We start from the raw sequence: 21,277 nt of genomic DNA on the forward strand, positions 1-21,277 counted from the left end.
AGCATATGCTTCGGCCAGATTATCGGCTGAACTACCACTTAATGGCTGAATTCGGCTGGATGAACGATCCGAACGGTTTCATTCAATATAACGGGCAGTATCACTTGTTCTATCAACATTACCCGTATAAATCAGTATGGGGGCCGATGCACTGGGGACACGCAGTCAGCCGCGATCTTATGAAGTGGGATTATCTGCCGGTCGCTTTGGCCCCGGACGGTGAGTTCGACCGGGATGGCTGCTTCTCCGGCAGTGCGGTTGAGCAGGACGGGAAGCTTGTTTTGATGTATACGGGACATGTAGTAACCGGGCCCGACAAAGATCAGGATTACAAGCAGTCGCAGGGCATCGCAGTATCAGAGGACGGAGTAACGTTCGAAAAGTGGGAGGGCAATCCGGTCATCGGTTATGACGCCGTACCAGACACGGTCAGCCGCAAAGACTTCCGTGACCCTAAGGTGTTCAGACACGAAGATCAATATTACGCCGTTCTCGGTTCTAATGATGCCAAAGGGAACGGGCTTGTACTGCTCTACCGTTCTGAAGACCTGAGAAGCTGGATGTATGTCAATGTATTGGCCGTGAGTGACGGTCGCTTCGGCGATAATTGGGAGTGCCCCGATCTGTTCCCGCTCGGCGGTCGGCACGTATTTATGCTGTCCCCGCAGCGGATGCCTGCCCAGGGGGAAGCTTACCACAATCTGCATTCCACCATGTACGGTATTGGTGATTTCAATTCCGTGGCCGGAACATTTACGGCAGAACGGTATGCTCAGGTGGATCACGGATTCGATTTCTATGCCCCGCAGTCAACCTTGGATGATAAAGGGCGGCGTATCGTCATCGGATGGATGGATATGTGGGAGTCGGAGATGCCGACCCAGCAGGGGCACCATTGGGCTGGTGCGATGAGTCTTCCGCGGGAAGCGGTTATCGACCGCGGCAGGCTGCTGTTCCGTCCGCTTGAAGAGGTAAAGAATTACCGATCCAATCTGTTCGAGCAGCGGGATATCTTACTGACAGGCGAGCAGATGATGGAGACGTGTGGAGATAGCTACGAACTGAAGGCGGTATTTGAGTTCGAGGCCGGTAACACCGATGAATTCGGCTTGAAACTGCGGGTAGGCAGCGAAGAGGAGACTGTACTGTCGTACTGTCCCGATGACGGTCTGTTCCGTTTCAACCGTGAGCGTGCCGGTATCGGACCGGGCGGAGAGAGAAGAGTGTCCTTGGGCTTACACGAGGGCCGTCTGGAGCTTCGGGTTTTCGTCGATAAAAGCTCGGTGGAAATATTCATCGGTGACGGTGAATACGTCCTCACAGGAAGGGTGTATCCGGGACTGGAATCAACGGGCATTCGTGCATTCGCGAGCGGAAAGTGTACGATTGTCTCGTTTCAGAAGTGGGATATCTCCACATAGAATTGCATGACAAACAGGAACCCGACCGTTGATGGCCAGGGCTCCTGTTTTTTTGCGAGGATTGTGATTGTTTATTCTTTCGTATTAGCATGACTGCCACGAGTAGCAGAGGCTAGAACGATTTGAAAAGGGAAAAGGTGATAATTAGATCAGATGATTTGGGGGTTAATTTGCTCAAGTCGGTTCACCTTTCCTTATGTGACTTATGTGCGATGTTGAAATCAGCAAGAAGGAACTTTACGCGAGCTTATTTTGAAGATAAGCATCAATTTTTGCGAGGGCTTCTTCTGTACCGCCTGATTGCTGGAAGCTATCATTTATTTTTTGTACGCCCTCCTTATACGCTGCGTTCGACACCACCTCACGTACGGCCTCTCTTAACGATTGTACATTGATATGGTCTTTGGTTATTCGATAGCCAGCTTGCAGTTCCGTTAACCGCTGCGCGACCATCGGCTGGTCCTTGTCCTGGGGTAGTACAACCAAGGGAACATTGAAGTGAATTCCTTCATTCACGCTGTTCATTCCACCATGAGTAATAAACACATCTGAATGATGTAATACCTCCAATTGAGGAACATAGGGTGAAATGATAAAGTGCTCGGGGGCCGGATTGATTTTCGTAAAGTCAGCTTTTTCGCCAGCCGCAATCACGACGATGCCTTCAAAATCGGAAAATGCCTCAATACAGGTGTTAAAAAAGTCTTCAACATGATCCAAAAGCGTTCCCATCGAAATATACAGAACCTTGTCATTATGTAATACATCCAAAGGAAAAGAATGTTCTCCTTTGCGCTCAGGAAAGCTGGGACCGATAAAAAGGTTCTCCTCACCAAGACGGTCCGCGTTCGGTTGGAAATATCTGCTGGTATATACAACATTCAGAGCCCCTGAGTTGTTCATAAATTGAAACACATGCTCAGGGGCAACACCGAATCTTTCCTTCATGTTCTGTAGTAAGGTTGTGGCCTGTTCATCAAGCTGAAACGGTACTTCAGCATCAAGACGAAAGGGGTTAACAATCATCTGATTGTTTGAAATCAGAAAAGATGGCGATGAAGCAATACCGGGGATATTCAAATAATCTCTAACTAACTCACCAGCTCCGAATCTATCATAGAACACAAAGTCAAAATCAATGCTTTCCGACAACCTCTGGGTAACTTCCAATATGTCTAGCGAAGTCTGAATTTGAATGTTCAAAAATGTGTTCAGTCCGGCCGGAGAAGCGGCGTTGATAGAAGCGGCCCTCAACAAATCGGGGTGCAGATGAACCGTTGCTCCAACTGCTTCGAGTCTGTCCTTGTATTTCTCAGTTGTAATGTAATGTACTTGGTCCCCCCGTGCTGCAAAGGCCTGCGTAATCCCAATCGTAGGATTCACATGTCCTTCTGCCGGAAAGTTAACCATTAATATGTGTAACATTCATCATCACTCCTTTTCGCTTCATCGAAGATCGCAGTTTTCACTGAATCTCTCTATCTATAATAACAATAATATTTATATTTTCAAATGATATCCTTTTTGTAAACGTATCTTAAGCTCTCCGAGTTAACACGAGAGAATATTGTACAGAGACATGTGAGTAAGAAATTTGTATAACAGATATTTATCTTGTGCATAGTAAAGACGAACTGTACTCAGCAAGGGAGGTCTTTCTAATGAATGTCCAAAGAGCACAAGAAATAGCGTCCTCTCCCATAATGGCGAATGTGTTATGTGATGGGTTACCCATTTATATTCAGCATGTGAATGAGCAGAGTGAGATGGCACGCATCTATGCGCTGAACAATCGGGAAGAGGAACGGGAAGTACCTTTGTACGCGTTAACAGAACAGGATCAGACACTGGAATAAAAAGGAGAGATATTGAGAATGAAAGAAAATAAACAGAAAGTGGCCGAGGCCGATCGTTTGAATTTTCATGACCGTACTGATGATGTGGTAAGGGAAGTGCCTGCCACGACGGATGCCAGCGAAGCAGTTGCAGCTATGACCTCACATATCAATAAATACGATGTACCGGATGAGCTGGAGGAAAAATAGAGAATGACTAAGCGCGCACAGGATACCCTGCTGCGTGCTTTTTATATGATGCATAAAGGATAACCAAAGATTTAGCAGCTTTGTAAGGGGCTGCTTCTTTTTTTTGTTTCGAAAGCATCATAATATAAAAAAAGTATTGCATATAGGTTTACTAGGTATTATGATAATAACAGATTATTTTTTTGTTCTTGAAAAAGGTATAAGGTTTAGACCTTAAAGATTTATGGATCGGAGTGTTCGTATGATAATCCAATCTCCTCTGCGCTTTGAAAAAGTATCAGCTAAAAAAGTGAGTGATTTTATTAGAGAGCAGTTGGAAGAGGCTATTATTCTAAAAGAGTTGCTTAGCGAGGAGCAACTACCGACAGAGCGGGAACTCGCAGAAATATTTAATGCCAGCAGAATTACAGTCCGTGAGGCGCTATCCCAATTGGAGTCCAAGGGACTCATTGAGAAGAGGGTAGGTGCCAAGGGAGGGACCTTTGTTCTTCCCGTGACAGCAAACTCTCATAAACGTACTCGGGCAGAAATCGCAAAAGATTGGGAGCATATGCTGAAGGTCTTTGAATATCGGATGATTGTGGAACCTGAGGGGGCTTTTTTAGCGGCTACGCGGATCACTACGGATGAACTGGACTTGCTTCAGCATTATCTGGATCAGAGTATTGAAGCGGACTGCACCCGAGAATGGTTTCGGGCCTTGGATGTCAAGTTTCATTTGGCCATTGCCAAAGCATCGGGCAACCCATTTTGTGAAGCCGCTGTGAGGCAGATTCGGACCAAAATTAACCCATCGCTAGATCTCATGCCCTATGACGATCAGATTCGGACGGTGAACTACGACGTCCATACGGAAATTCTGAGTGCGCTTCGGGCACGGGATGCTGAGAAGTCGCGGGAAGTGATGAGGCACCATATCGGACATTCCGCAGATGCCATTTATGCAAGAGTGGTTGCAAAAGGCTAGACGGTGTCCTACAGAAAAAAGAATACGATTTGAGCAGGGATGGTGAAAACATGAATATACATGAGCTTTTGGCTTTATCTAGACCGCTTCAGGAGCAATTGATCACTTGGCGTAGGGATTTTCATCTCCATCCTGAAACGGGTTATGAAGAGATTCGTACGTCGGGCATTGTAGCTGAGCACTTACGTAGCCTTGGATTGGAGGTAACAACCCAGGTAGGGAAAACCGGGGTTGTGGGTCTGTTACGAGGAAAAAGCCCGGGACCTACCATCGGTCTAAGGGCAGACATGGATGCATTACCGATTCAGGATCAAAAAACGGTTCCCTATCGTTCACAGATTCCGGGTAAGGCACACTTATGCGGGCATGATGCCCATACAGCGATCCTGATGGGAACCGCGCAGTTACTTGCTAATTTGGAGAGACCGGAACGAGGCAATATCAAATTTGTCTTTCAACCGGCTGAAGAAGGTTTGGCCGGGGCCAAAGCTATGATCGATGACGGTGTGTTGGAAAATCCAAAAGTAGATGCTATGGCAGGACTACATATGTTTCCGGGTTTGAAGACAGGAACACTTGGGGTCAGCAAAGGGGTGGCTTTTGCATCCGCAGATAGCTTAACGATTAAAATTATAGGCAAAGGTGGCCATGCTGCTCGTCCACATGAGGGAATAGACGCCATTGCCGTGTCCGCGCAGGTTATTTCTGCCCTGCAAAACATTCCAAGTCGTATGGTTGATCCACTTGAAACCATTGTCATTACGATTGGCAAAATTAGTGGCGGTTATATGGGAGCGGCCATTGCACCAGAAGTAGAGATGATCGGCACCGTTCGAACTTTATCTGCGGAACTGCGCAGTCGAATGCCTGAGCTAATTGAACAGGTGGTTCGTGGGGTATGTGAGTCATTCGGGGCTGGGTATGAATTAAATTATCAGCTTGGTTACCCGGTTGTTCAGAACGACCCGGATATGGTTGATTTAATGACCGAAACCAGTGAGCAACTGTTTGGCTCCAAGGAGTGGAACTACATCAAACCGTCAACAGGCGGGGAGGATTTCGCTTTTTATTGTGAGCAGGTACCCGGTGTTTTCTTCCGGGTGGGCTCGGGGAGAGGAGATGAAGATACAAGCTATCCATTGCATCATCCCAAGTTTGATTTGGATGAATCGGTACTGCCTTATGGAGTAGCCATGATGTCGGCCATAGCGCTGAATTTTTTGAAGACAAAATAAAAATTGGGATTAAGACGTTCAGAAGCAGCTGTGTGGCAATATACAACCTCAATGGACTGGAGTGGACAAGATGAATAGACATAAGTGGTTTACAAGCGGGATTACGTTACTGATTGCTGCGATGATCCTGGCAGGCTGCGGTGCCCCATCCACAGGCGGTAGTAAAGACACCGCAACATCGACATCGACCGGCAGTAAAGTACTGACGATAGCGAATGCTACGGATATTGAGAGCTTTGATCCTCATAACAATAACAATACGGCGAGTGAAGCTGTCCTGGTTAACGTATTTGACTACTTATTGAAAAATGATAGTCAGCAGAAGAAAGTGCCTGGACTCGCAACTTCTTGGGAAAAGGTAAATGATACGACTTGGCGTTTTCACTTGCGCGAAGGGGTTACCTTCCATAACGGTGATCCATTCACGGCGGAAGATGTGAAGTATACGATAGAAAGAGTAGCGAAGGATAACACACTCAAACAAAATTCCTACTTTAAAAATATCAAAGAAGTGAAAGTGGTAGATGAACATACAGCAGACATCGTAACAGACGGACCAGACCCGTTGCTGTTGAATCGTTTATCCAAAATGGGAGCAGGGATCTTACCTTCCAAGTATATTGAGAAAAATGGGATAGAGGCATTCCTTAAAAATCCAATCGGTACAGGCCCTTATAAATTTAGTCAATGGATTAAGGATGATCGTGTAGTACTGGTTAAAAATGATAAGTATTATGAAGGTCAGCCGAAATGGGATCAAGTTGTTTTTCGTTCCATCCCGGAAGCCTCTACGCGTGTATCTGAGCTGCTCGCAGGCTCGATTGACATTGCTTCTGGAATCCCATCCACCGATATAGGACGTATTCAAGGCGAGGAGGGCAAAAAAATCGTCAAGGCTCCGATACAGCGAGTCTTGCAATTGATTTTACGTCAAAGCCAAGGCAGTGTTACGGCTGACTCCAAAGTGAGAGAAGCGATAGATCTCGCGATTGATAAAAAGGGAATCGTGGATAGCATCGCTGGCGGTGCCGGGATTGTAACCCGTACTTCCGTTACACCAGGCAACTTTGGTGCTGATCCTTCTCTGTATGAGAAAACATTATATGATCCGACTAAAGCCAAAGAACTGCTGAAGCAAGCGGGTTACACTGGTGAAGGCCCAACATTAACCCTTTCAGTATCCTCAATATACAAAGAGTATGCTGAGGTCGTAGCCGCCATGTTAGATAAAGAAGGCTTCAAAATTAAATTGGACGTACTGGAGCCAAGTGCTTTCAGTGAGCGTTACAGCTCCAAATCCTTTAAAGAAATGTTTATGATCGGCATTGGTAATTCCCTATTTGATGCTTCCAACAACTATAATCGCTATCTGGTAGAAGAGGCAAAAGGCGAAACGGATTATAACAATCCGAAGGTAGAGAAGCTGCTGCAGCATGCCCTGACGAATCTGGATACAGCCTCGCGTGAAAAAGAGTATCAGCAAGTGCAGCAGATTTTGGCTAAAGATCGTCCAGCCGTCTATCTTTTCCAAATGGAAGGGGTTTATGGCACGGGTAACGGTGTGAATTTCCAACCGAGAAGTGATGAGATGTTCTATGCAGAGGATATTACACCTGCAAAATAAAAAGAGAAGTGAACGGGCGGGGACCTCAATGAAGGTTCCTGCCCGTCCTTTTAAAAAAAGCCTGCTGATTATGGAGGTGACGGATTGAAAACTTATATCGCCAAATCACTGCTGCAGGTTATTCCTGTACTGCTGATTGTCTCCCTTATTGTATTCATCCTGGTGAGGGTAACCGGAGACCCTGTAGCTCTTATGCTGCCGGAGACCGCTACAGCTGAGGATCGTGCGATATTGACACAAGCGCTCGGGCTAGATCAGCCCTTATATACGCAATACATTAAATTTATTGGCAGTGCCTTACAAGGCGATTTTGGCACCTCGTTTCGCTATGGTGAATCGGCTTTGCCATTAGTGTTGGAACGGCTGCCTGCTAGTTTTGAATTGGCAGTAGCTGCCATGATTTTTGCGGTCATCATTGCAGTGCCGTTGGGCGTCATCTCAGCAGTCAAACGTAATACCTTTACCGATTTAATCATTTCCAGTTTATCCGTAGTCGGAAAGGCCATGCCTAACTTTTGGATGGGGATTATGCTCATTTTATTATTCTCCGTCATGTTGGGAGTGCTTCCGGTGTCCGGCCGGGGCGGAATGGATCATTTAATACTTCCGGCCTTTACACTGGGTGTCGGCCTTTCTGCACAGATGACTCGACTCATTCGCTCCAGTATGCTGGACATTTTGAATCAGGATTATATACGAACAGCCCGAAGTAAAGGGATTCTCGAAATCGTGGTGATCGGAAAACACGCTTTTCGCAATGGATTGATTCCGGTCGTCACGATTATGAGCTTGCAATTTACGAGCTTGATCGGCGGCACTCTGATTACAGAGACGGTATTTGCATGGCCGGGTTTGGGGCAGCTACTTGTCGTCGCTGTGAATACGCATGACATGGCTATCGTCCAGGCCGCTGTATTTGTGATTGCCTTTATTGTGGTCATCAGCAATATTTTAACCGATGTCGTTTACCGACTGCTTGATCCAAGAATTAAATACAACTAGAGAGGGGAGGAGGAAGTGTGGCAGGTATTCATGATGTACAAGCCCTTGGTCCAGACCCAGACCTGGATGGCAAAAAGCAAGCACAACCGTCTAGTATCGGGCGTATATGGAAGCAGCTGTTACGAAGTAAAACCGGAACGGTCGGTGCAATAATCATACTGCTCGTTTGCTTAACGGCACTATGTGCACCTCTGCTGGCCACTCACAATCCTGCGGATATTGACCCGCTTAACCGACTGAAACCGCCCATGTGGCTGGCTGGTGGATTGCCGGAGCATTGGCTGGGTACAGATAATCTGGGACGGGATATGTGGAGCCGTATCGTATACGGGGCGAGAGTTTCGCTTATCGTCGGTGTCGGTGCAGTTCTGGTCTCAGGCACCATTGGCGCGATTCTCGGACTCCTCGCCGGGTTTTATGGTAAATGGGTGGATGCCATTATTATGAGAGTTGCCGATGCGTTTTTGGCCATTCCCGCCATTCTGCTGATGCTGGTCGTATTGGCTGTGGTGGGTCCTGGCATGACTACGCTTATTTTTGTTATTGGCGTTACGAATTGGGTTTCTTATACGAGGGTTGTCCGGGGCGAGGTATTGAGTATCAAGGAACGAGACTTTGTCAAAGCAGCCAAGGCGATCGGCTCTAAAAATAGTAGGATTCTGTTGAAGCACATTTTACCCAATGTCTTGTCTTCGTTTATTGTGATTTCCGGTATGAGCGTGGCGACAACGATTATTATGGAAGCTTCTCTTAGTTTTCTCGGATTAGGGATCACACCACCGGCCGTGTCCTGGGGTGGCATGCTGAGCGATGGGAGGCAGTATATAGCCACGAGCTGGTGGGTGGCAACGTTTCCCGGTCTGGCGATTACCATCACGGTCCTGGGGGTCATTTTCCTCGGTGACTGGCTTCGCGACGTGTTAGATCCCCACATGAAGGCGAAAGAATAACAGAAAGCGGGGGATCGGAAAAGATGACCACGAAATTGCTTGAAGTGAAGCATTTGAAAACCTACTTTAAAATAGAGGATGGCATCGTTCCTTCGGTCAATGGTGTCAGCTTCACTGTAAACCCAGGCGAAACATTAGCTATTGTTGGAGAGTCCGGTTCCGGTAAAAGTGTAACCTCCTTGTCTATTATGGGTTTAGTGGCTGCACCGGGTAAAGTCGTGGGCGGGGAGATTCTGCTTGAAGGACGAGACTTACTCAAATTGTCCAAGGGAGAAATGCGCAAATATCGGGGAAACGAGGTATCCATGATTTTTCAGGAGCCAATGAGTTCGTTGAATCCTGTATTTACGATTGGTAACCAAATCAGTGAGGTCATCCGGCAGCACCAGAAACTGAGCAAATCGGAATCACGGCAGAAAAGTATAGAGATGCTGGAGAGGGTAGGCATACCTGGTGCGTCGAAAGTGGTGAGTTATTTTCCGCATCAGTTATCTGGAGGAATGCGTCAGCGGGTCATGATCGCAATGGCCTTGGCCTGCCAGCCGAAACTGCTCATCGCCGATGAGCCGACGACGGCACTGGACGTTACGATTCAGGCTCAAATTTTGAATTTAATCCACAAGCTAAGCAAGGAAGAGAACACAGGCATCATTCTCATTACCCACGATTTAGGTGTCGTCGCGGAAATGGCCGATCGTGTGGTCGTGATGTATGCCGGAGAAGTAGTTGAGGAAGCAAACGTATTTGACTTGTTCGAAAAGCCGGGTCATCCCTATACGATCGGGTTACTAGGATCACTCCCTAAGCTTACGGAACAGAGAGAATGGCTGGATTCCATTCCCGGTACCGTTCCTAATATGATGCAGATGCCGAGCGGCTGTCCCTTTCATCCCCGCTGTCCTTATGCCCAGGAACAGTGCACCAAGATTCATCCTGAAATACAAGCCAAGGATCAAGGACACTATGTCAGATGTCTGCGGATGGAGGAGGTGTCAGTATGAATGAGACAGTACAGGGAACACCGCTTCTCGAAGTGAATGGTCTCAAAAAGTACTATCCTGTGAAAAAGGGCTGGTTTTCCCAAAAAAGCAGTTATGTACGGGCGGTTGATGGTTTGAGCTTTAAGGTGATGCCTGGCGAAACCTTAGGTATTGTAGGTGAATCGGGTTGCGGCAAATCAACAACGGGACAAATGATTACACAACTGCTGGAACCCACGGCAGGCGAAATTCGTTTTCAAGGGCAAAGCCTGTCTGATTTAACGGACGAAGAAGTCCGCAAGGTCAGACGGGATTTACAATTTGTATTTCAAGATCCGTACTCTTCCTTGAATCCAAGAATGAAGGTCTTTGATATCGTCGCCGAACCGCTGCAAGTACACGGGATTGCTAAAGGGAGAGAGCCTAAAGCCGAAGTTTTCCGACTGTTGCAGACGGTAGGGTTAGGTGCTCATTTAGCAGATCGGCATCCCCATGAATTCAGTGGGGGACAGCGGCAGCGAATCGGCATAGCGAGGGCGCTTGCCATGAAACCGAAGCTCATTGTTTGTGATGAACCTGTATCCGCGCTGGATGTGTCGATTCAGGCTCAGATTTTGAATTTGTTAAAAGAGCTTCAGCAGCAGTTCCAGCTCACCTACATTTTTATCGCTCACGGTCTGCCCTCCGTCAAGCATATTAGTGATCGCATCGCGGTGATGTACTTGGGCAAAATCGTGGAGCTTGCAGATCGCGATGAGTTGTTTGCAAGGCCGCAGCATCCGTATACCAAAGCATTGCTTGATGCAGTACCCGTCCCAGACCCGAGGCTGCGCAAAGAGCGAATAACCTTGACAGGTGAAATCCCCAATCCTGCCAATCCGCCCTCGGGCTGCACTTTTCACACGCGTTGCCCGTACGCACAAGAGATATGCCGCCAACAAAGCCCGCTGCTCGAAGAGCATATGCCAGGGCATATTGTGGCCTGTCATTTTCCTCTGCATAAGCAGATGGCTCACGAATAGATCACCTTTGACGGTATGTCGGGCAGTATGATTTAACGGAAAAAGGAGGGCTACTCATGAATAAACGCTCGACTGTAAAACGCTCGATTGTACCGGAGGATTTATACGGATATCAGTGGGTCAGTGATCCAGTAATAAGCCCCGATGGAACGATTGCCTACGTCCACAAAAGCATAGATCGTTCAAAGAATGATTACCATACGCACATCCGTGGCGTATCGCTTCTTGGGAACGACGATAAGCTGTTGACCGATGGCAATAAGGATTCAGCTCCTGCTTGGTCACCCGATGGATCGCAGCTTGCTTTTTTACGACTGGCGGATGGAAGCAAACAGCTATGGACGGTTCCGGCTGAAGGTGGAGAGGGACAGCGACAGACGGAGGTGAAGCGGGGAGTGGGTGCATTCGTCTGGTCACCGGACGGGAAGTATATTGTATTCACAAGTATGGTTAGTATAAACGCCGAACGGGAAGTCATGGCGCTTGAGGAATATAGCAAACAATCGGGTGAGCGGGGGCGTATCGTGGATCGTACGACTCCCAAAGCTGAGGGATCGGGCTGGTGGAACGGTCTATTTAGTCATTTATTTGTACTGGAGTTTGAAAACGGCCGGGTAACTCCAGTCACCTCCGGGCCTTGGAATGCTTCTTACCCTGTATGGTCCATAGACAGCAAGCAAATTTCATTTTTGTCCAAACGTGTAGAAGATGACAAGCTGGACGCAGATCTGCTTTCGTTTTCGGATGTGTATACGATTGATTTCGACGGCAGTGATCTGGTGAAAGTTACGGATTCCAGCTTGGCGATTAGCCAATTTTCTTATGCCCCGGACGGTAAATCATTGACTCTGATCGCCAGTGATCGTATTTATGGAAGTGGTAGCCAGAATCGACTGTATACTGTGCCTGTTACGGGGGGAGCCCCGGGACTATTGTTTCCTGAATTGGATATGCAAATCGGCAACTTCGCCTTAAGTGATATGAAATCCTTTGGTACGTCTTCATCTCCGTTATATGCTCCTGCGAGGTTGAAGCCAGAAATGTATGTGCTCGGGACGTTGCAGGGTGCTGTCCATGTATACCGAATGCCTATAGACGGAGGTGTTCAGGCGGTGACCGCTGGAAGCAACAGAGATATCTATCAGTACACGTTATCTGCTGATGGCTGCTATCTGGTCTTTGCTGCACTTGATGCGGATCGGCCTGGAGAGCTGTATCACATGAATCTGGAGACAGGGGAAGAGAAACGGCTTACGCACCATAACGACGATTACATGGCTTCCTTGCAAGTGAGTTCACCAGAGACATTTTGGTTTGAGGCTTCGGACGGATTCAAGGTACAAGGATGGATCTTCAAGCCAGCGGGACTAGGCTCCGGGGATCAAGTTCCTTTGATTTTACAAATTCACGGGGGACCCCATGCGATGTATACCGGCGCGTACAGCCATGAGATGCAGACGCTCCTTGCACAGGGGTATGCCGTGCTGATGACCAATCCACGCGGCAGCTTCGGTTATGGTCAGGATTTCGCCCAAGCCTGTCGGGGGGACTTTGGAGGAGGAGATTATCAGGATGTACTGGACGCCTTGGACTTTGCGCTGAACCAGTTTGATGATATCGATGAAACCCGGCTCGGCGTGGCTGGCGGCAGCTATGGAGGCTTGATGACCAACTGGATCATTTCTCATACGAACCGATTCCGCGCCGCCGTTACGCAGCGTTGCATCTCCAACTGGCTATCCTTCTATGGTTTGAGCGATATCGGTATTTCCTACACGGAGGGAATTGTTGGAGCTAACCCGTGGGAAGATCCTGAGTTGCTCTGGTCCAAGTCCCCACTGGCACATGTAAATAACATTGAAACTCCACTGCTGATTTTACACGGCGAGGAAGACCTGCGCTGCCCGGTTGGGCAAGGGGATGAGTTGTATACAGCCCTGAAGCGGCTGGGTAAAACAACACGCCTCATTCGCTATCCCGGGTCCAATCATTCTTTGCTGAAGAGCGGTAAACCGTCCCTTCGTGTAGATAACTTTGAGCAAGTGGTGTCCTGGTTTAATTCCTACTTGAGTAAAGGAGTTGACTCTGATGAGTAAAGTGCAATTGTCGATGCCAGTGGCCTTTCTGATCGAGAACTTACGTACAAGTGGTGAGCAGAAAGACGTCATCATTGAGTGTATTAAAAAACAGGACTTTTCTCCTTTACTCGGCAAAGTGAAAGAAAAAACAATGGATTTCAAAGAACGTTGTCAAACTGCAGAAGACATGGGGGACGAGTGGGAAGAAGCGATCCACAGCGGTTATGAATTTAAGTTTTTACACATCAATGGACTGAAAAGGCTGCTTCATTTTCGCTTTAATCGAATCATAGATCGAGATTATGAGCAGGATGGAATCACGTTGAAGGGTCTGTACCTTGATCCTATCGAAATGGATACCTTGCAAGGGCTGATTGGCAGACAGTGGCAGGTGATTGAGGAGGACAATGGAAAAGTAGGCAGCGTGCAGAGAATCGTAAGTATTAAGCTTTTATATCGAAATGATGACAGTTTTTAAAGGGAAGATCAGTTACCATAGCTACGCCTAACAGTCCTGATGAGCATTTTTGATCGGGACTGTTTTTTATTTTATGGGCTAATTGATAAATTGAATTGCATCATATTTCGTTGACACAGTCCACAAAAAATATTAATATAATTGTTGCATAAGTCCACTAAATAGGGGGAGTTTATAATCAATATAGATGCTGAGTTCATAGCAGATATGAGACGTTTCAACCGATTTTATACTAATATACTGGGTTTATTAGATAAACATGTGCTGGATAGCGGACATTCCTTTACCGAGGCACGCGTCATTGTAGAGATCGGTATGATCGAGCCATGTATAGCCAATACTTTAGTCGATTCTCTTAAAATTGACCGCAGTTATATGAGTAGAATCATAGCTAAACTTTGCAAAGAGGGCTTCCTTGTTAAGGAAAATTCTACGGTGGATAATAGAACAAATCTGATTCGTTTGACACCTAAAGGAAAAGCGTTCTATCACCAACTGAATGAAAGGTCTGATGAACAAATTCTAAAATTAGTTCAAGGACTCTCAGAAGAAGAGATTAAAGAATTACATACTTCTATGTTGTTGATTCAGAAGAAACTGGACAATTTGGAGAGGATACAGAATGATTCGATTTGAATGCGACTATACCGAAGGTGCCCATGAGCGCATATTAAAGCGACTATTGGAGACTAATGATGAACAAACCCCAGGCTATGGTTTGGACGAGCACTGTGAAAAAGCCAGAGCTTATATTAAAAAAGCATGTGACTCCCAAAATGCAGAGGTACACTTTTTAGTTGGAGGTACACAGACCAATACAACGGTGATCTCTTCTATTTTGCGTCCGCATCAAGGTGTTATTGCTGCAAATTCTGGACATATTGCTGTACATGAGACCGGCGCGATTGAAGCTACTGGCCATAAAGTACTTACTTTGCCAAGTGATGATGGGAAAATCCGGGCCGAACAGGTAAAGGGTCTGTATGATGCTCATTGGAATGATGCCGCTCCTGAGCATAGCGTACAGCCCGGTATGGTTTTTATTTCTTACCCTACCGAGAATGGGACGATCTACACTAAATCCGAGCTGGAAGCGTTAAGTCGAGTCTGTCGGGAATGTAGTTTACCGCTTTTTATAGATGGAGCCCGATTGGGTTATGGCTTGGTTGCAGAGGATAGCGATGTAACCTTAGCAGATATAGCAAAACTATGCGATGTATTTTATATCGGCGGGACCAAAGTTGGAGCAATGATGGGAGAAGCAGTAGTCATTATAAATGATACATTGAAAAAAGATTTCCGATACATGATTAAGCAAAAAGGAGGACTGCTGGCTAAGGGGCGAATGCTGGGCATTCAGTTTGAAACTTTGTTTGAAGACGGTTTATACTTTGAAATTTCCAAACACGCTATAGATATGGCAATGTTGCTTCAAAACGGATTATCTGAGCAAGGCTTTTCTTTTCAGTACCGCTCTACAACCAATCAGCAGTTTCCGATTTTACCAGATCGTATATTAAAGGCATTGAGCGAAAAATATACTTACTCCTTTTGGGAGAAGGTTGATGATACACATAGTGCCGTTCGATTCTGTACCAGTTGGGCTACGAAGAAAGAAAATGTTGAAATGCTGATTCAGGATATTAAAGCATTGCGATAAGGGTAATGAAGAAAGCGATTTATACAATCTTAAAAATGTAGAACGACTATGTAAGAGGCCATACTTCGTTGCATGTATTGCAGCGAAGTATGGTTTTTTTGTTGTGTAATTTTACTTAATCCAAAGCGGTTTGACTTCAATTCCATGAAAGAGCAAGTGGATATAAGAATGGAAAAACAAGACAAAAGCAGATATATAAAATCGGCGTCTGATTCTTTACACTGAATATCTACCGAACCTGCTTGCGGTACTGAAGAGGGGAGACCCCGGTTATTTTTTTAAAGATTTTATTAAAGTGGGAAGCATGACCGAACCCGACATCCTCTGCAATATGCTGGATTTTGTCTTTGGTGGTTCGCAGTCTTGTTTGGGCTGCCCTGACTCTCACTATGCGGATGTATTCGCTGAAATGGAAGCCAGTCAATTTTAAAAATATGCGGCTTAGGTAAGCTGGACTAATGAAGAAGCAGGCGGCAGCCATTGACGCAACCCCTGACAACAGCGACACAAGGACAGTTATCCACCTCACAAACGGTACGTATCGTGAAAAAATAAAGGTGAATTCCTCCAAAAAAAATCTGAGCATTATCGGAGAAGATCGGGACAAAACGATCATTTCTTTTGATGATACGGCCAAAACCGTGGTGGACGGAAAAGAATTAGGAACAAGCAACAGCTACACGATGCGTGTGCAAAGTCCCGATTTTGTGTTGGAGAATGTGACGGTTGCCAATACAGAAGGAACCGGGCAGGTGCAGGCTGTGGCGTTATATGCTGAAGGTGATCGTGGTAAGTATCACAATGTCAGGATTACCGGACTACAGGATACGTTGTTGGTGAACCGTGGCAGACAATATTTTAAGGACAGCTACATCAGTGGCAGTGTAGATTTTATATTTGGCAATTCACCTGTTGTGTTTGATAATTCGATCATACACAGCCTGCGTGCTGGATATGTGACAGCAGCTTCAACAGAAGAGAACAAGCCGGGTTTGGTATTTATTCAATGTCGTCTGACAACAGAAAATGGCTTGACAGGCAAGGTGGATCTCGGACGGCCATGGCGCCCTTACGCTCATGTTACTTTTTTGAAGACCTATATGGATGACCATATCAAGCCGGGCGGCTGGAACAATTGGGGCAAGGAATCCAATGAGCAGACCGCAAGATTTGGAGAGTTCGACAACTTTGGGCCAGGTGCAGGAAGTAGCGGGCGTGTACCTTGGGCCAAACAGCTTACTGCTGATGAAGCAAGCCAGTACACAGTTGAAGCTGTTCTGAGCGGGACAGATCATTGGAATCCACAGTTGAATAGATAAATCGGCTTCGTTCAAATGATGTTCAATGTATAAGCGGGGTATTCGCTTCAAGCGAATAGCCTCGCTTATTTGTGTGTTTTGCAATTATGTTGTTGATCACTCTATTTCTCTCGATATTTAAAATACTTGTTTTTATGGTAAATACTAGATATATTAAGTGAGAGATGTATTTTTATCTTTCTAGCCTTACATTTATTGCGAATTAAAATCTATTATTATGTTGGAGGTGTAAGGTATGGCACGTGTGTTAGTAGTGATCACGCCAGCTGAAGGTCATGTTAATCCGACATTAGGATTAGTTAAAAGGTTGGTAGACAGTGGTGAGGAAGTGGATTATGTGTGTACGGAGGAATATCGTACGAGAATTCAACAAACGGGAGCAAAACTGATAACCTACCCTTTTATTGATGATGCTTTTTCTAAAGACTCTGATTTAAAGCCAGCAGAATACAAACATCATTATCAATTTGTGTACATGATGGTTAGAGGTATGATTCTTCCGATTATTCCAGAGGTTTTGAGAGTTATAGAAAACAGGACTTATGATTATTTAATTTTTGACTCTTTGATGGGCTGGGGAGGCACGATTATTGCAGAGAAGCTGGGGATTCCTGCTATATGCTCTATCGCTTCTTTTGCTTTCGTAGAGCCTCTGGGGTCGGGGCAAGGCATGGATGAGAATGATCCGGAGGTGAAAAAGTTGTACACGGCTACGATGCAAATAACGCATCAATTAGCTAATGAGCTTCAGGTAGCCGCCCCGGCTATGGACGAGATCGCTCCTCATGCCGGAAGCTTAAAAATAGTTTACACAAGCCGCTACTTTCAACCGCAAGCCGAAAAACTGGATCACAGTTTTATTTTTACAGGTCCTTCTATTGTACCGCGTAAAGATGCTCCATCTTTCCCGTTCGAACAACTTCGTGTTCTGCATCCACAGGCGGTTTACATTTCAATGGGTACTATTTTGAATAAAGACTTGGAATTTTATAAGCTTTGTTTTGCAGCATTTCGCGATTTGCCTGTGCAGTTTGTGCTGTCTTCAGGCAATTATACAGATATGGAGCCATTGGCAAAATGTATCCCTGACAATTTTATGATCAAGCCCTATATTCCGCAACTGGAAATGCTGCAGCATGTAGACGCTTTTATTACACATGCGGGGATGAATAGTACAAGTGAAGCCCTGTATTACAATGTGCCGCAGGTCATGATTCCTTTAACATCAGATCAGCCCATCGTCGCTAATCGGGTGCAGGAGCTGGGAGCGGGTGTTGTTGTGGATAAAAAAGAGCTTACACCCGCTACTTTGAGAGCTGCCTTATTAGAGGTTTTGAATCATTCAACCTATAAACAGCAGGCCCATGTGATTGGCGAATCATTACGTCAGGCTGGCGGGTACAGACATGCGGCAGATACCATTATGAGTCATTTCTCCACAATAGAAAAATAAGGTGCCAGACTATAGACTGTGATTCCTTTCTTGTAGAGCAGCCGATTTTTCAAACTCTAATTTCTTTGAAATCGCCAGAAGACCAAGGGAGCAGAGGATCAGGGCCAAACATACCCAATAGGTGTTTCGGTAACCCATCCATTGAGCGGTTAATCCGCCCATCAAGCTCCCCACCAGTCTTCCGATGGTTGTCGCATTGGAATACAGCGTCGATGCATAACCAGGAAGAGAAGGCAACAAATCCTGCATGTAACTGATGCCAATGGCCGAAATCACTGCAACAAAGAAGGCTAGAAGAAGCTGCCCCACTAATAACTGCCACATCTCCGTAGACATAAGGACGAGGAGATAATAGACGACCCCTGTTATAGCTCCCCAAAATACAAGCAGACGGTTGGAGTATTTAGCAGCAAGTACGCCCAACATGATCATCAAAGGTATTTCTAAAACCGCGCAAATACTGGATACTAGAGCAACGTCACTCATGTCTCCTTTTAAATTATGAATGATAAACAAGGAAATATTTAAACTGTTCATCCAGTGAGACACATAGAGCAGAGTGAGAACTGAGAATGGTATCAGAATTTCAATATTTTTATGTAATTTAATGTGATGAAGTAAAAGTTGATTCTTACTTTTGAGCTGAGATGGGGATTGCTTAATAAAACAGAATAGAAGAATAGCTATAAGTATAAAAATAGAAGTCGTCCCTATAAAGATACCTTTAAAACCGGTATGTGCAATCAGGAAAGACCCCAAGAGCGGCCCCGTGATAAAGCCAAGGGAAAACATAGAACGAAGTGTTGAATTGGCAAAGGTATGATCTGCTGCTTCACTGCGATCAACCGCTTCACGTGCACTGGCAAATAACTGCGGCATTCCAGGTGCTCCCATTGCTGTGAAGACAGTCATATATACAAAAAGTACATAAAAATTTTGTATGACAAGATATCCTGCAAATGCTATCGCATTAAATAACGTACAAATCACTAAAATTTGTTTGCGATCTAATCCAGTATCAGAACGTTTGGCAATCAGAGAGCTTAACCATATACCACAAATCAAAGTCACAGCTGTAAAAACACCAAAGGTTCCAACAGATACGCCAAGTGTAGTTGTAAAATATACAGCCAAAAAAGGTGCGCTTATCGATATGGCCATACCTTGCAATAGCATACAGATCATGAATAGCGGGTAGTTACGGATAAAGAAAAGATTTTTAATACGCTTCAGCATTTCATTTTTACACCCTTTCAGATTTAGAAGCAGAACCATAATATCTAAACTATATATGACTTTAGTATAATATGTATATTTACATTGTATAAAACATTATTTTTTTGCGAGGCCATGTACAGGCAAAAACATGGCGTTAGTGTTGGATGGAGATGTGCATGTGGAATTTAACTGTAGAATTTGCCTTAAAGGCTGAAGCGATGAACGAACTGCTTGATCAGTTCGTTCAAAGGTCCGGCGGCCTTCGTAGGAAGTCGGTGATCGACTTTTTTTATGAAAACAAGTTCACTATTCGGCAATTGTTGATGTAACAATTTGGCATAAGGATGAAAGAGCTTATCATCTTCCCCATAAACAAGCAGGACAGGAAGATGGATTTCCCCGAGCCGCGAGGTACAGGTGTACTTCAAGCTGTACCGGTAATATTGTTCGACATTTCTGGGATTTCCCTGTTTCGCATCGTTGAATAGCTCACGGAATAAAGAAAATTGTTTAGTTTGCGACCAAGCATTAGAAATCGCAATCGTACCGATTGCTCCGATTTTGGAGAGAGCAATGCCCACAGAAACTTTGTTTCTTAGTCGCCATTCGTTTACTTCCGACATTCCACTGATAACGATGCCTCCCCATGCCCGATCCGGATAAGTTAGGAGAAATTCAAGCACTATCGAGCCTCCGGTAGAATATCCACACAAAAAAACTTTATCAATGCTCATCCGGTCCATCAATTGTTTAATATCCTGGGCGATTAGAGGGTAAGTAACCGTCTGTTCGGAAGGCTGACTCTTACCGTGTCCTCTGATGTCAAAAGCAATAGTTCGAAAATGAGGCGATAGCCCTTGGATTTGGTATGTGAAATTTAAGCTTGTGAGCACCGGAGGATGAATGAAGAGGATGGCGATTCCTTTTCCAGAATCAATATAATGCATCGAGTATCCGTTTATGTTTGTAGTAGTCATCGTTATACTCCCCGTCCTTTTAATGATTTTGGTCTTACTTTAAAAATAACTCATGATATAAACATTAGAGATAATGTGGCCTATTAGATCAAAAAAATTCATGAAATTATAACTTGATTTTCATGGGAGCAGGCTGTAAAAAAATTCCATATAGATCGTCATGGGTGACAGTACGCAAAGTGCGGTTTATGATGATCAACAGGAAGCAACTGTTGAGATAAGATAAATAACAACCGGATTAAGTATGAACCGAAGCAAAGCCCCGTTCTTATAGAACGAGGCTTTTTACATTGGATAGTATATGACCAAACTTAATCGAGTTAATGTTTCACCTGAATTATGATAGGTATGGGGTCTGTCCGCTTTGAAACGGATGGAATCACCACTTTTTATTGTATATTCAAGGTTATTTACACGGACAGTTAATTCTCCATCAAAGACAGTTAAGAACTCCTCCGTTCCCTCTCCGTGCGAATCGGAACTTAGGAAGCCGTTTTGTTCTATCTCGATTGAATAAACTTCAAAGCGTCTATCATCTTCGAAGGGGAAGTGGGGATAGGCTCGATATTTTCCGTTGTCTTCCGTTAATATTTGAATTTCACTTCCTAAAACCACTTTTGTATCTGGCTGCGGATTATTTATGAGTGAAGTAAAAGAAATCTTTAATCCATTGGCTATTTTCCAAATCGTTGTAATCGTAGGACTGGATTCGCCTCTTTCAATTTGACCGATCATCGTTTTACTTACTCCGGTGAGTTCTGCGACCCTTTCCAGACTTAATTTCTTATTCTCTCTAAAGGCTTTTAAGTTTTTGGCAATGATCAGATTGATCGTCTCCATAAATACCT

Annotated in this window: 19 protein-coding genes and 2 pseudogenes; 16 read left to right on the forward strand and 5 right to left on the reverse strand. The window is 45.2% G+C overall.

Annotated elements, in window-relative coordinates; genetic code table 11:
- Nucleotides 1–5 precede the first annotated feature (5 nt).
- On the forward strand, nucleotides 6–1,421 hold the full coding sequence (locus ACQ4MX_RS19170; protein ID WP_431086684.1) for a glycoside hydrolase family 32 protein: 1,416 nt from the start codon (nucleotides 6–8) through the stop codon (nucleotides 1,419–1,421).
- Nucleotides 1,422–1,658: 237 nt separating this feature from the next.
- Here ACQ4MX_RS19170 and ACQ4MX_RS19175 read toward each other — a convergent pair whose 3' ends face one another.
- Nucleotides 1,659–2,846 (reverse strand): macrolide family glycosyltransferase, encoded by a 1,188-nt coding sequence (locus tag ACQ4MX_RS19175; protein ID WP_431086686.1) that lies wholly within the window; start codon nucleotides 2,844–2,846, stop codon nucleotides 1,659–1,661.
- 236 nt (nucleotides 2,847–3,082) lie between these two features.
- Here ACQ4MX_RS19175 and ACQ4MX_RS19180 point away from each other — a divergent pair, with 236 nt between their 5' ends.
- The 13 genes from ACQ4MX_RS19180 (at nucleotide 3,083) to ACQ4MX_RS19240 (ending at nucleotide 15,462) form a co-directional block, all read left to right on the forward strand.
- Nucleotides 3,083–3,277: an H-type small acid-soluble spore protein gene (locus ACQ4MX_RS19180; RefSeq protein WP_431086688.1), complete on the forward strand. Its 195-nt coding sequence runs from the start codon at nucleotides 3,083–3,085 to the stop codon at nucleotides 3,275–3,277.
- 18 nt (nucleotides 3,278–3,295) lie between these two features.
- Complete coding sequence (locus ACQ4MX_RS19185; protein ID WP_431086690.1) at nucleotides 3,296–3,466, forward strand: hypothetical protein; 171 nt, start codon at nucleotides 3,296–3,298, stop codon at nucleotides 3,464–3,466.
- 241 nt (nucleotides 3,467–3,707) lie between these two features.
- Nucleotides 3,708–4,433, forward strand: a complete 726-nt coding sequence (locus ACQ4MX_RS19190) for a FadR/GntR family transcriptional regulator (RefSeq protein WP_431086693.1) — start codon at nucleotides 3,708–3,710, stop codon at nucleotides 4,431–4,433.
- 50 nt (nucleotides 4,434–4,483) lie between these two features.
- Complete coding sequence (locus ACQ4MX_RS19195) at nucleotides 4,484–5,668, forward strand: M20 metallopeptidase family protein (RefSeq protein WP_431086694.1); 1,185 nt, start codon at nucleotides 4,484–4,486, stop codon at nucleotides 5,666–5,668.
- Between the two features lie 70 nt (nucleotides 5,669–5,738).
- Complete coding sequence (locus ACQ4MX_RS19200; RefSeq protein WP_431086696.1) at nucleotides 5,739–7,292, forward strand: ABC transporter substrate-binding protein; 1,554 nt, start codon at nucleotides 5,739–5,741, stop codon at nucleotides 7,290–7,292.
- Between the two features lie 84 nt (nucleotides 7,293–7,376).
- Nucleotides 7,377–8,294, forward strand: a complete 918-nt coding sequence (locus ACQ4MX_RS19205) for an ABC transporter permease (RefSeq protein ID WP_431086697.1) — start codon at nucleotides 7,377–7,379, stop codon at nucleotides 8,292–8,294.
- Nucleotides 8,295–8,311: 17 nt separating this feature from the next.
- Nucleotides 8,312–9,244, forward strand: coding sequence for an ABC transporter permease (locus ACQ4MX_RS19210; RefSeq protein WP_431086699.1), 933 nt, complete (start codon nucleotides 8,312–8,314; stop codon nucleotides 9,242–9,244).
- Nucleotides 9,245–9,267: 23 nt separating this feature from the next.
- Nucleotides 9,268–10,245 carry an ABC transporter ATP-binding protein gene (locus tag ACQ4MX_RS19215; RefSeq protein WP_431086700.1) on the forward strand — a complete coding sequence of 326 codons (978 nt, stop codon included), beginning with the start codon at nucleotides 9,268–9,270 and terminating at the stop codon, nucleotides 10,243–10,245.
- Nucleotides 10,242–11,246 (forward strand): ABC transporter ATP-binding protein, encoded by a 1,005-nt coding sequence (locus tag ACQ4MX_RS19220; RefSeq protein WP_431086701.1) that lies wholly within the window; start codon nucleotides 10,242–10,244, stop codon nucleotides 11,244–11,246. The genes ACQ4MX_RS19215 and ACQ4MX_RS19220 overlap by 4 nt, the downstream gene beginning before the upstream one ends.
- A 56-nt stretch (nucleotides 11,247–11,302) precedes the next feature.
- Complete coding sequence (locus ACQ4MX_RS19225; RefSeq protein WP_431086702.1) at nucleotides 11,303–13,342, forward strand: S9 family peptidase; 2,040 nt, start codon at nucleotides 11,303–11,305, stop codon at nucleotides 13,340–13,342.
- Complete coding sequence (locus ACQ4MX_RS19230) at nucleotides 13,335–13,802, forward strand: hypothetical protein (protein WP_431086704.1); 468 nt, start codon at nucleotides 13,335–13,337, stop codon at nucleotides 13,800–13,802. Before ACQ4MX_RS19225 ends, ACQ4MX_RS19230 begins: the two co-directional genes overlap by 8 nt.
- Nucleotides 13,803–14,009: 207 nt before the next feature.
- A complete protein-coding gene (locus ACQ4MX_RS19235; protein WP_431086705.1) occupies nucleotides 14,010–14,438 on the forward strand; it encodes a MarR family winged helix-turn-helix transcriptional regulator in 429 nt (142 codons plus the stop codon).
- Nucleotides 14,425–15,462: a threonine aldolase family protein gene (locus ACQ4MX_RS19240; RefSeq protein ID WP_431086708.1), complete on the forward strand. Its 1,038-nt coding sequence runs from the start codon at nucleotides 14,425–14,427 to the stop codon at nucleotides 15,460–15,462. The genes ACQ4MX_RS19235 and ACQ4MX_RS19240 overlap by 14 nt, the downstream gene beginning before the upstream one ends.
- A 229-nt stretch (nucleotides 15,463–15,691) precedes the next feature.
- Here the strand turns inward: ACQ4MX_RS19240 and ACQ4MX_RS19245 are convergent.
- Nucleotides 15,692–15,937: pseudogene (locus ACQ4MX_RS19245) on the reverse strand (helix-turn-helix transcriptional regulator); the annotation flags it as partial.
- On the opposite strand from ACQ4MX_RS19245, the pseudogene ACQ4MX_RS19250 reads away from it, so the two are divergent.
- Nucleotides 15,936–16,781, forward strand: a pseudogene (locus tag ACQ4MX_RS19250) (pectinesterase family protein); the annotation flags it as partial. The pseudogenes ACQ4MX_RS19245 and ACQ4MX_RS19250 sit on opposite strands and share 2 nt — an antisense overlap.
- 235 nt (nucleotides 16,782–17,016) lie before the next feature.
- Nucleotides 17,017–18,234, forward strand: a complete 1,218-nt coding sequence (locus ACQ4MX_RS19255) for a macrolide family glycosyltransferase (RefSeq protein ID WP_431086710.1) — start codon at nucleotides 17,017–17,019, stop codon at nucleotides 18,232–18,234.
- A 9-nt stretch (nucleotides 18,235–18,243) separates the two neighbouring features.
- Here ACQ4MX_RS19255 and ACQ4MX_RS19260 read toward each other — a convergent pair whose 3' ends face one another.
- The 3 genes from ACQ4MX_RS19260 to ACQ4MX_RS19270 form a co-directional block, all read right to left on the reverse strand.
- Nucleotides 18,244–19,470: a sugar efflux transporter gene (locus tag ACQ4MX_RS19260; protein WP_431086711.1), complete on the reverse strand. Its 1,227-nt coding sequence runs from the start codon at nucleotides 19,468–19,470 to the stop codon at nucleotides 18,244–18,246.
- 185 nt (nucleotides 19,471–19,655) lie between these two features.
- Nucleotides 19,656–20,429, reverse strand: a complete 774-nt coding sequence (locus ACQ4MX_RS19265; RefSeq protein ID WP_431086713.1) for an alpha/beta fold hydrolase — start codon at nucleotides 20,427–20,429, stop codon at nucleotides 19,656–19,658.
- A gap of 285 nt (nucleotides 20,430–20,714) precedes the next feature.
- Nucleotides 20,715–21,269, reverse strand: coding sequence for a helix-turn-helix domain-containing protein (locus ACQ4MX_RS19270; RefSeq protein WP_431086714.1), 555 nt, complete (start codon nucleotides 21,267–21,269; stop codon nucleotides 20,715–20,717).
- Nucleotides 21,270–21,277: the final 8 nt, after the last annotated feature.

Origin of the sequence: Paenibacillus sp. 8b26 (assembly GCF_050626875.1) — a bacterium.
GTDB lineage: Bacteria > Bacillota > Bacilli > Paenibacillales > Paenibacillaceae > Paenibacillus.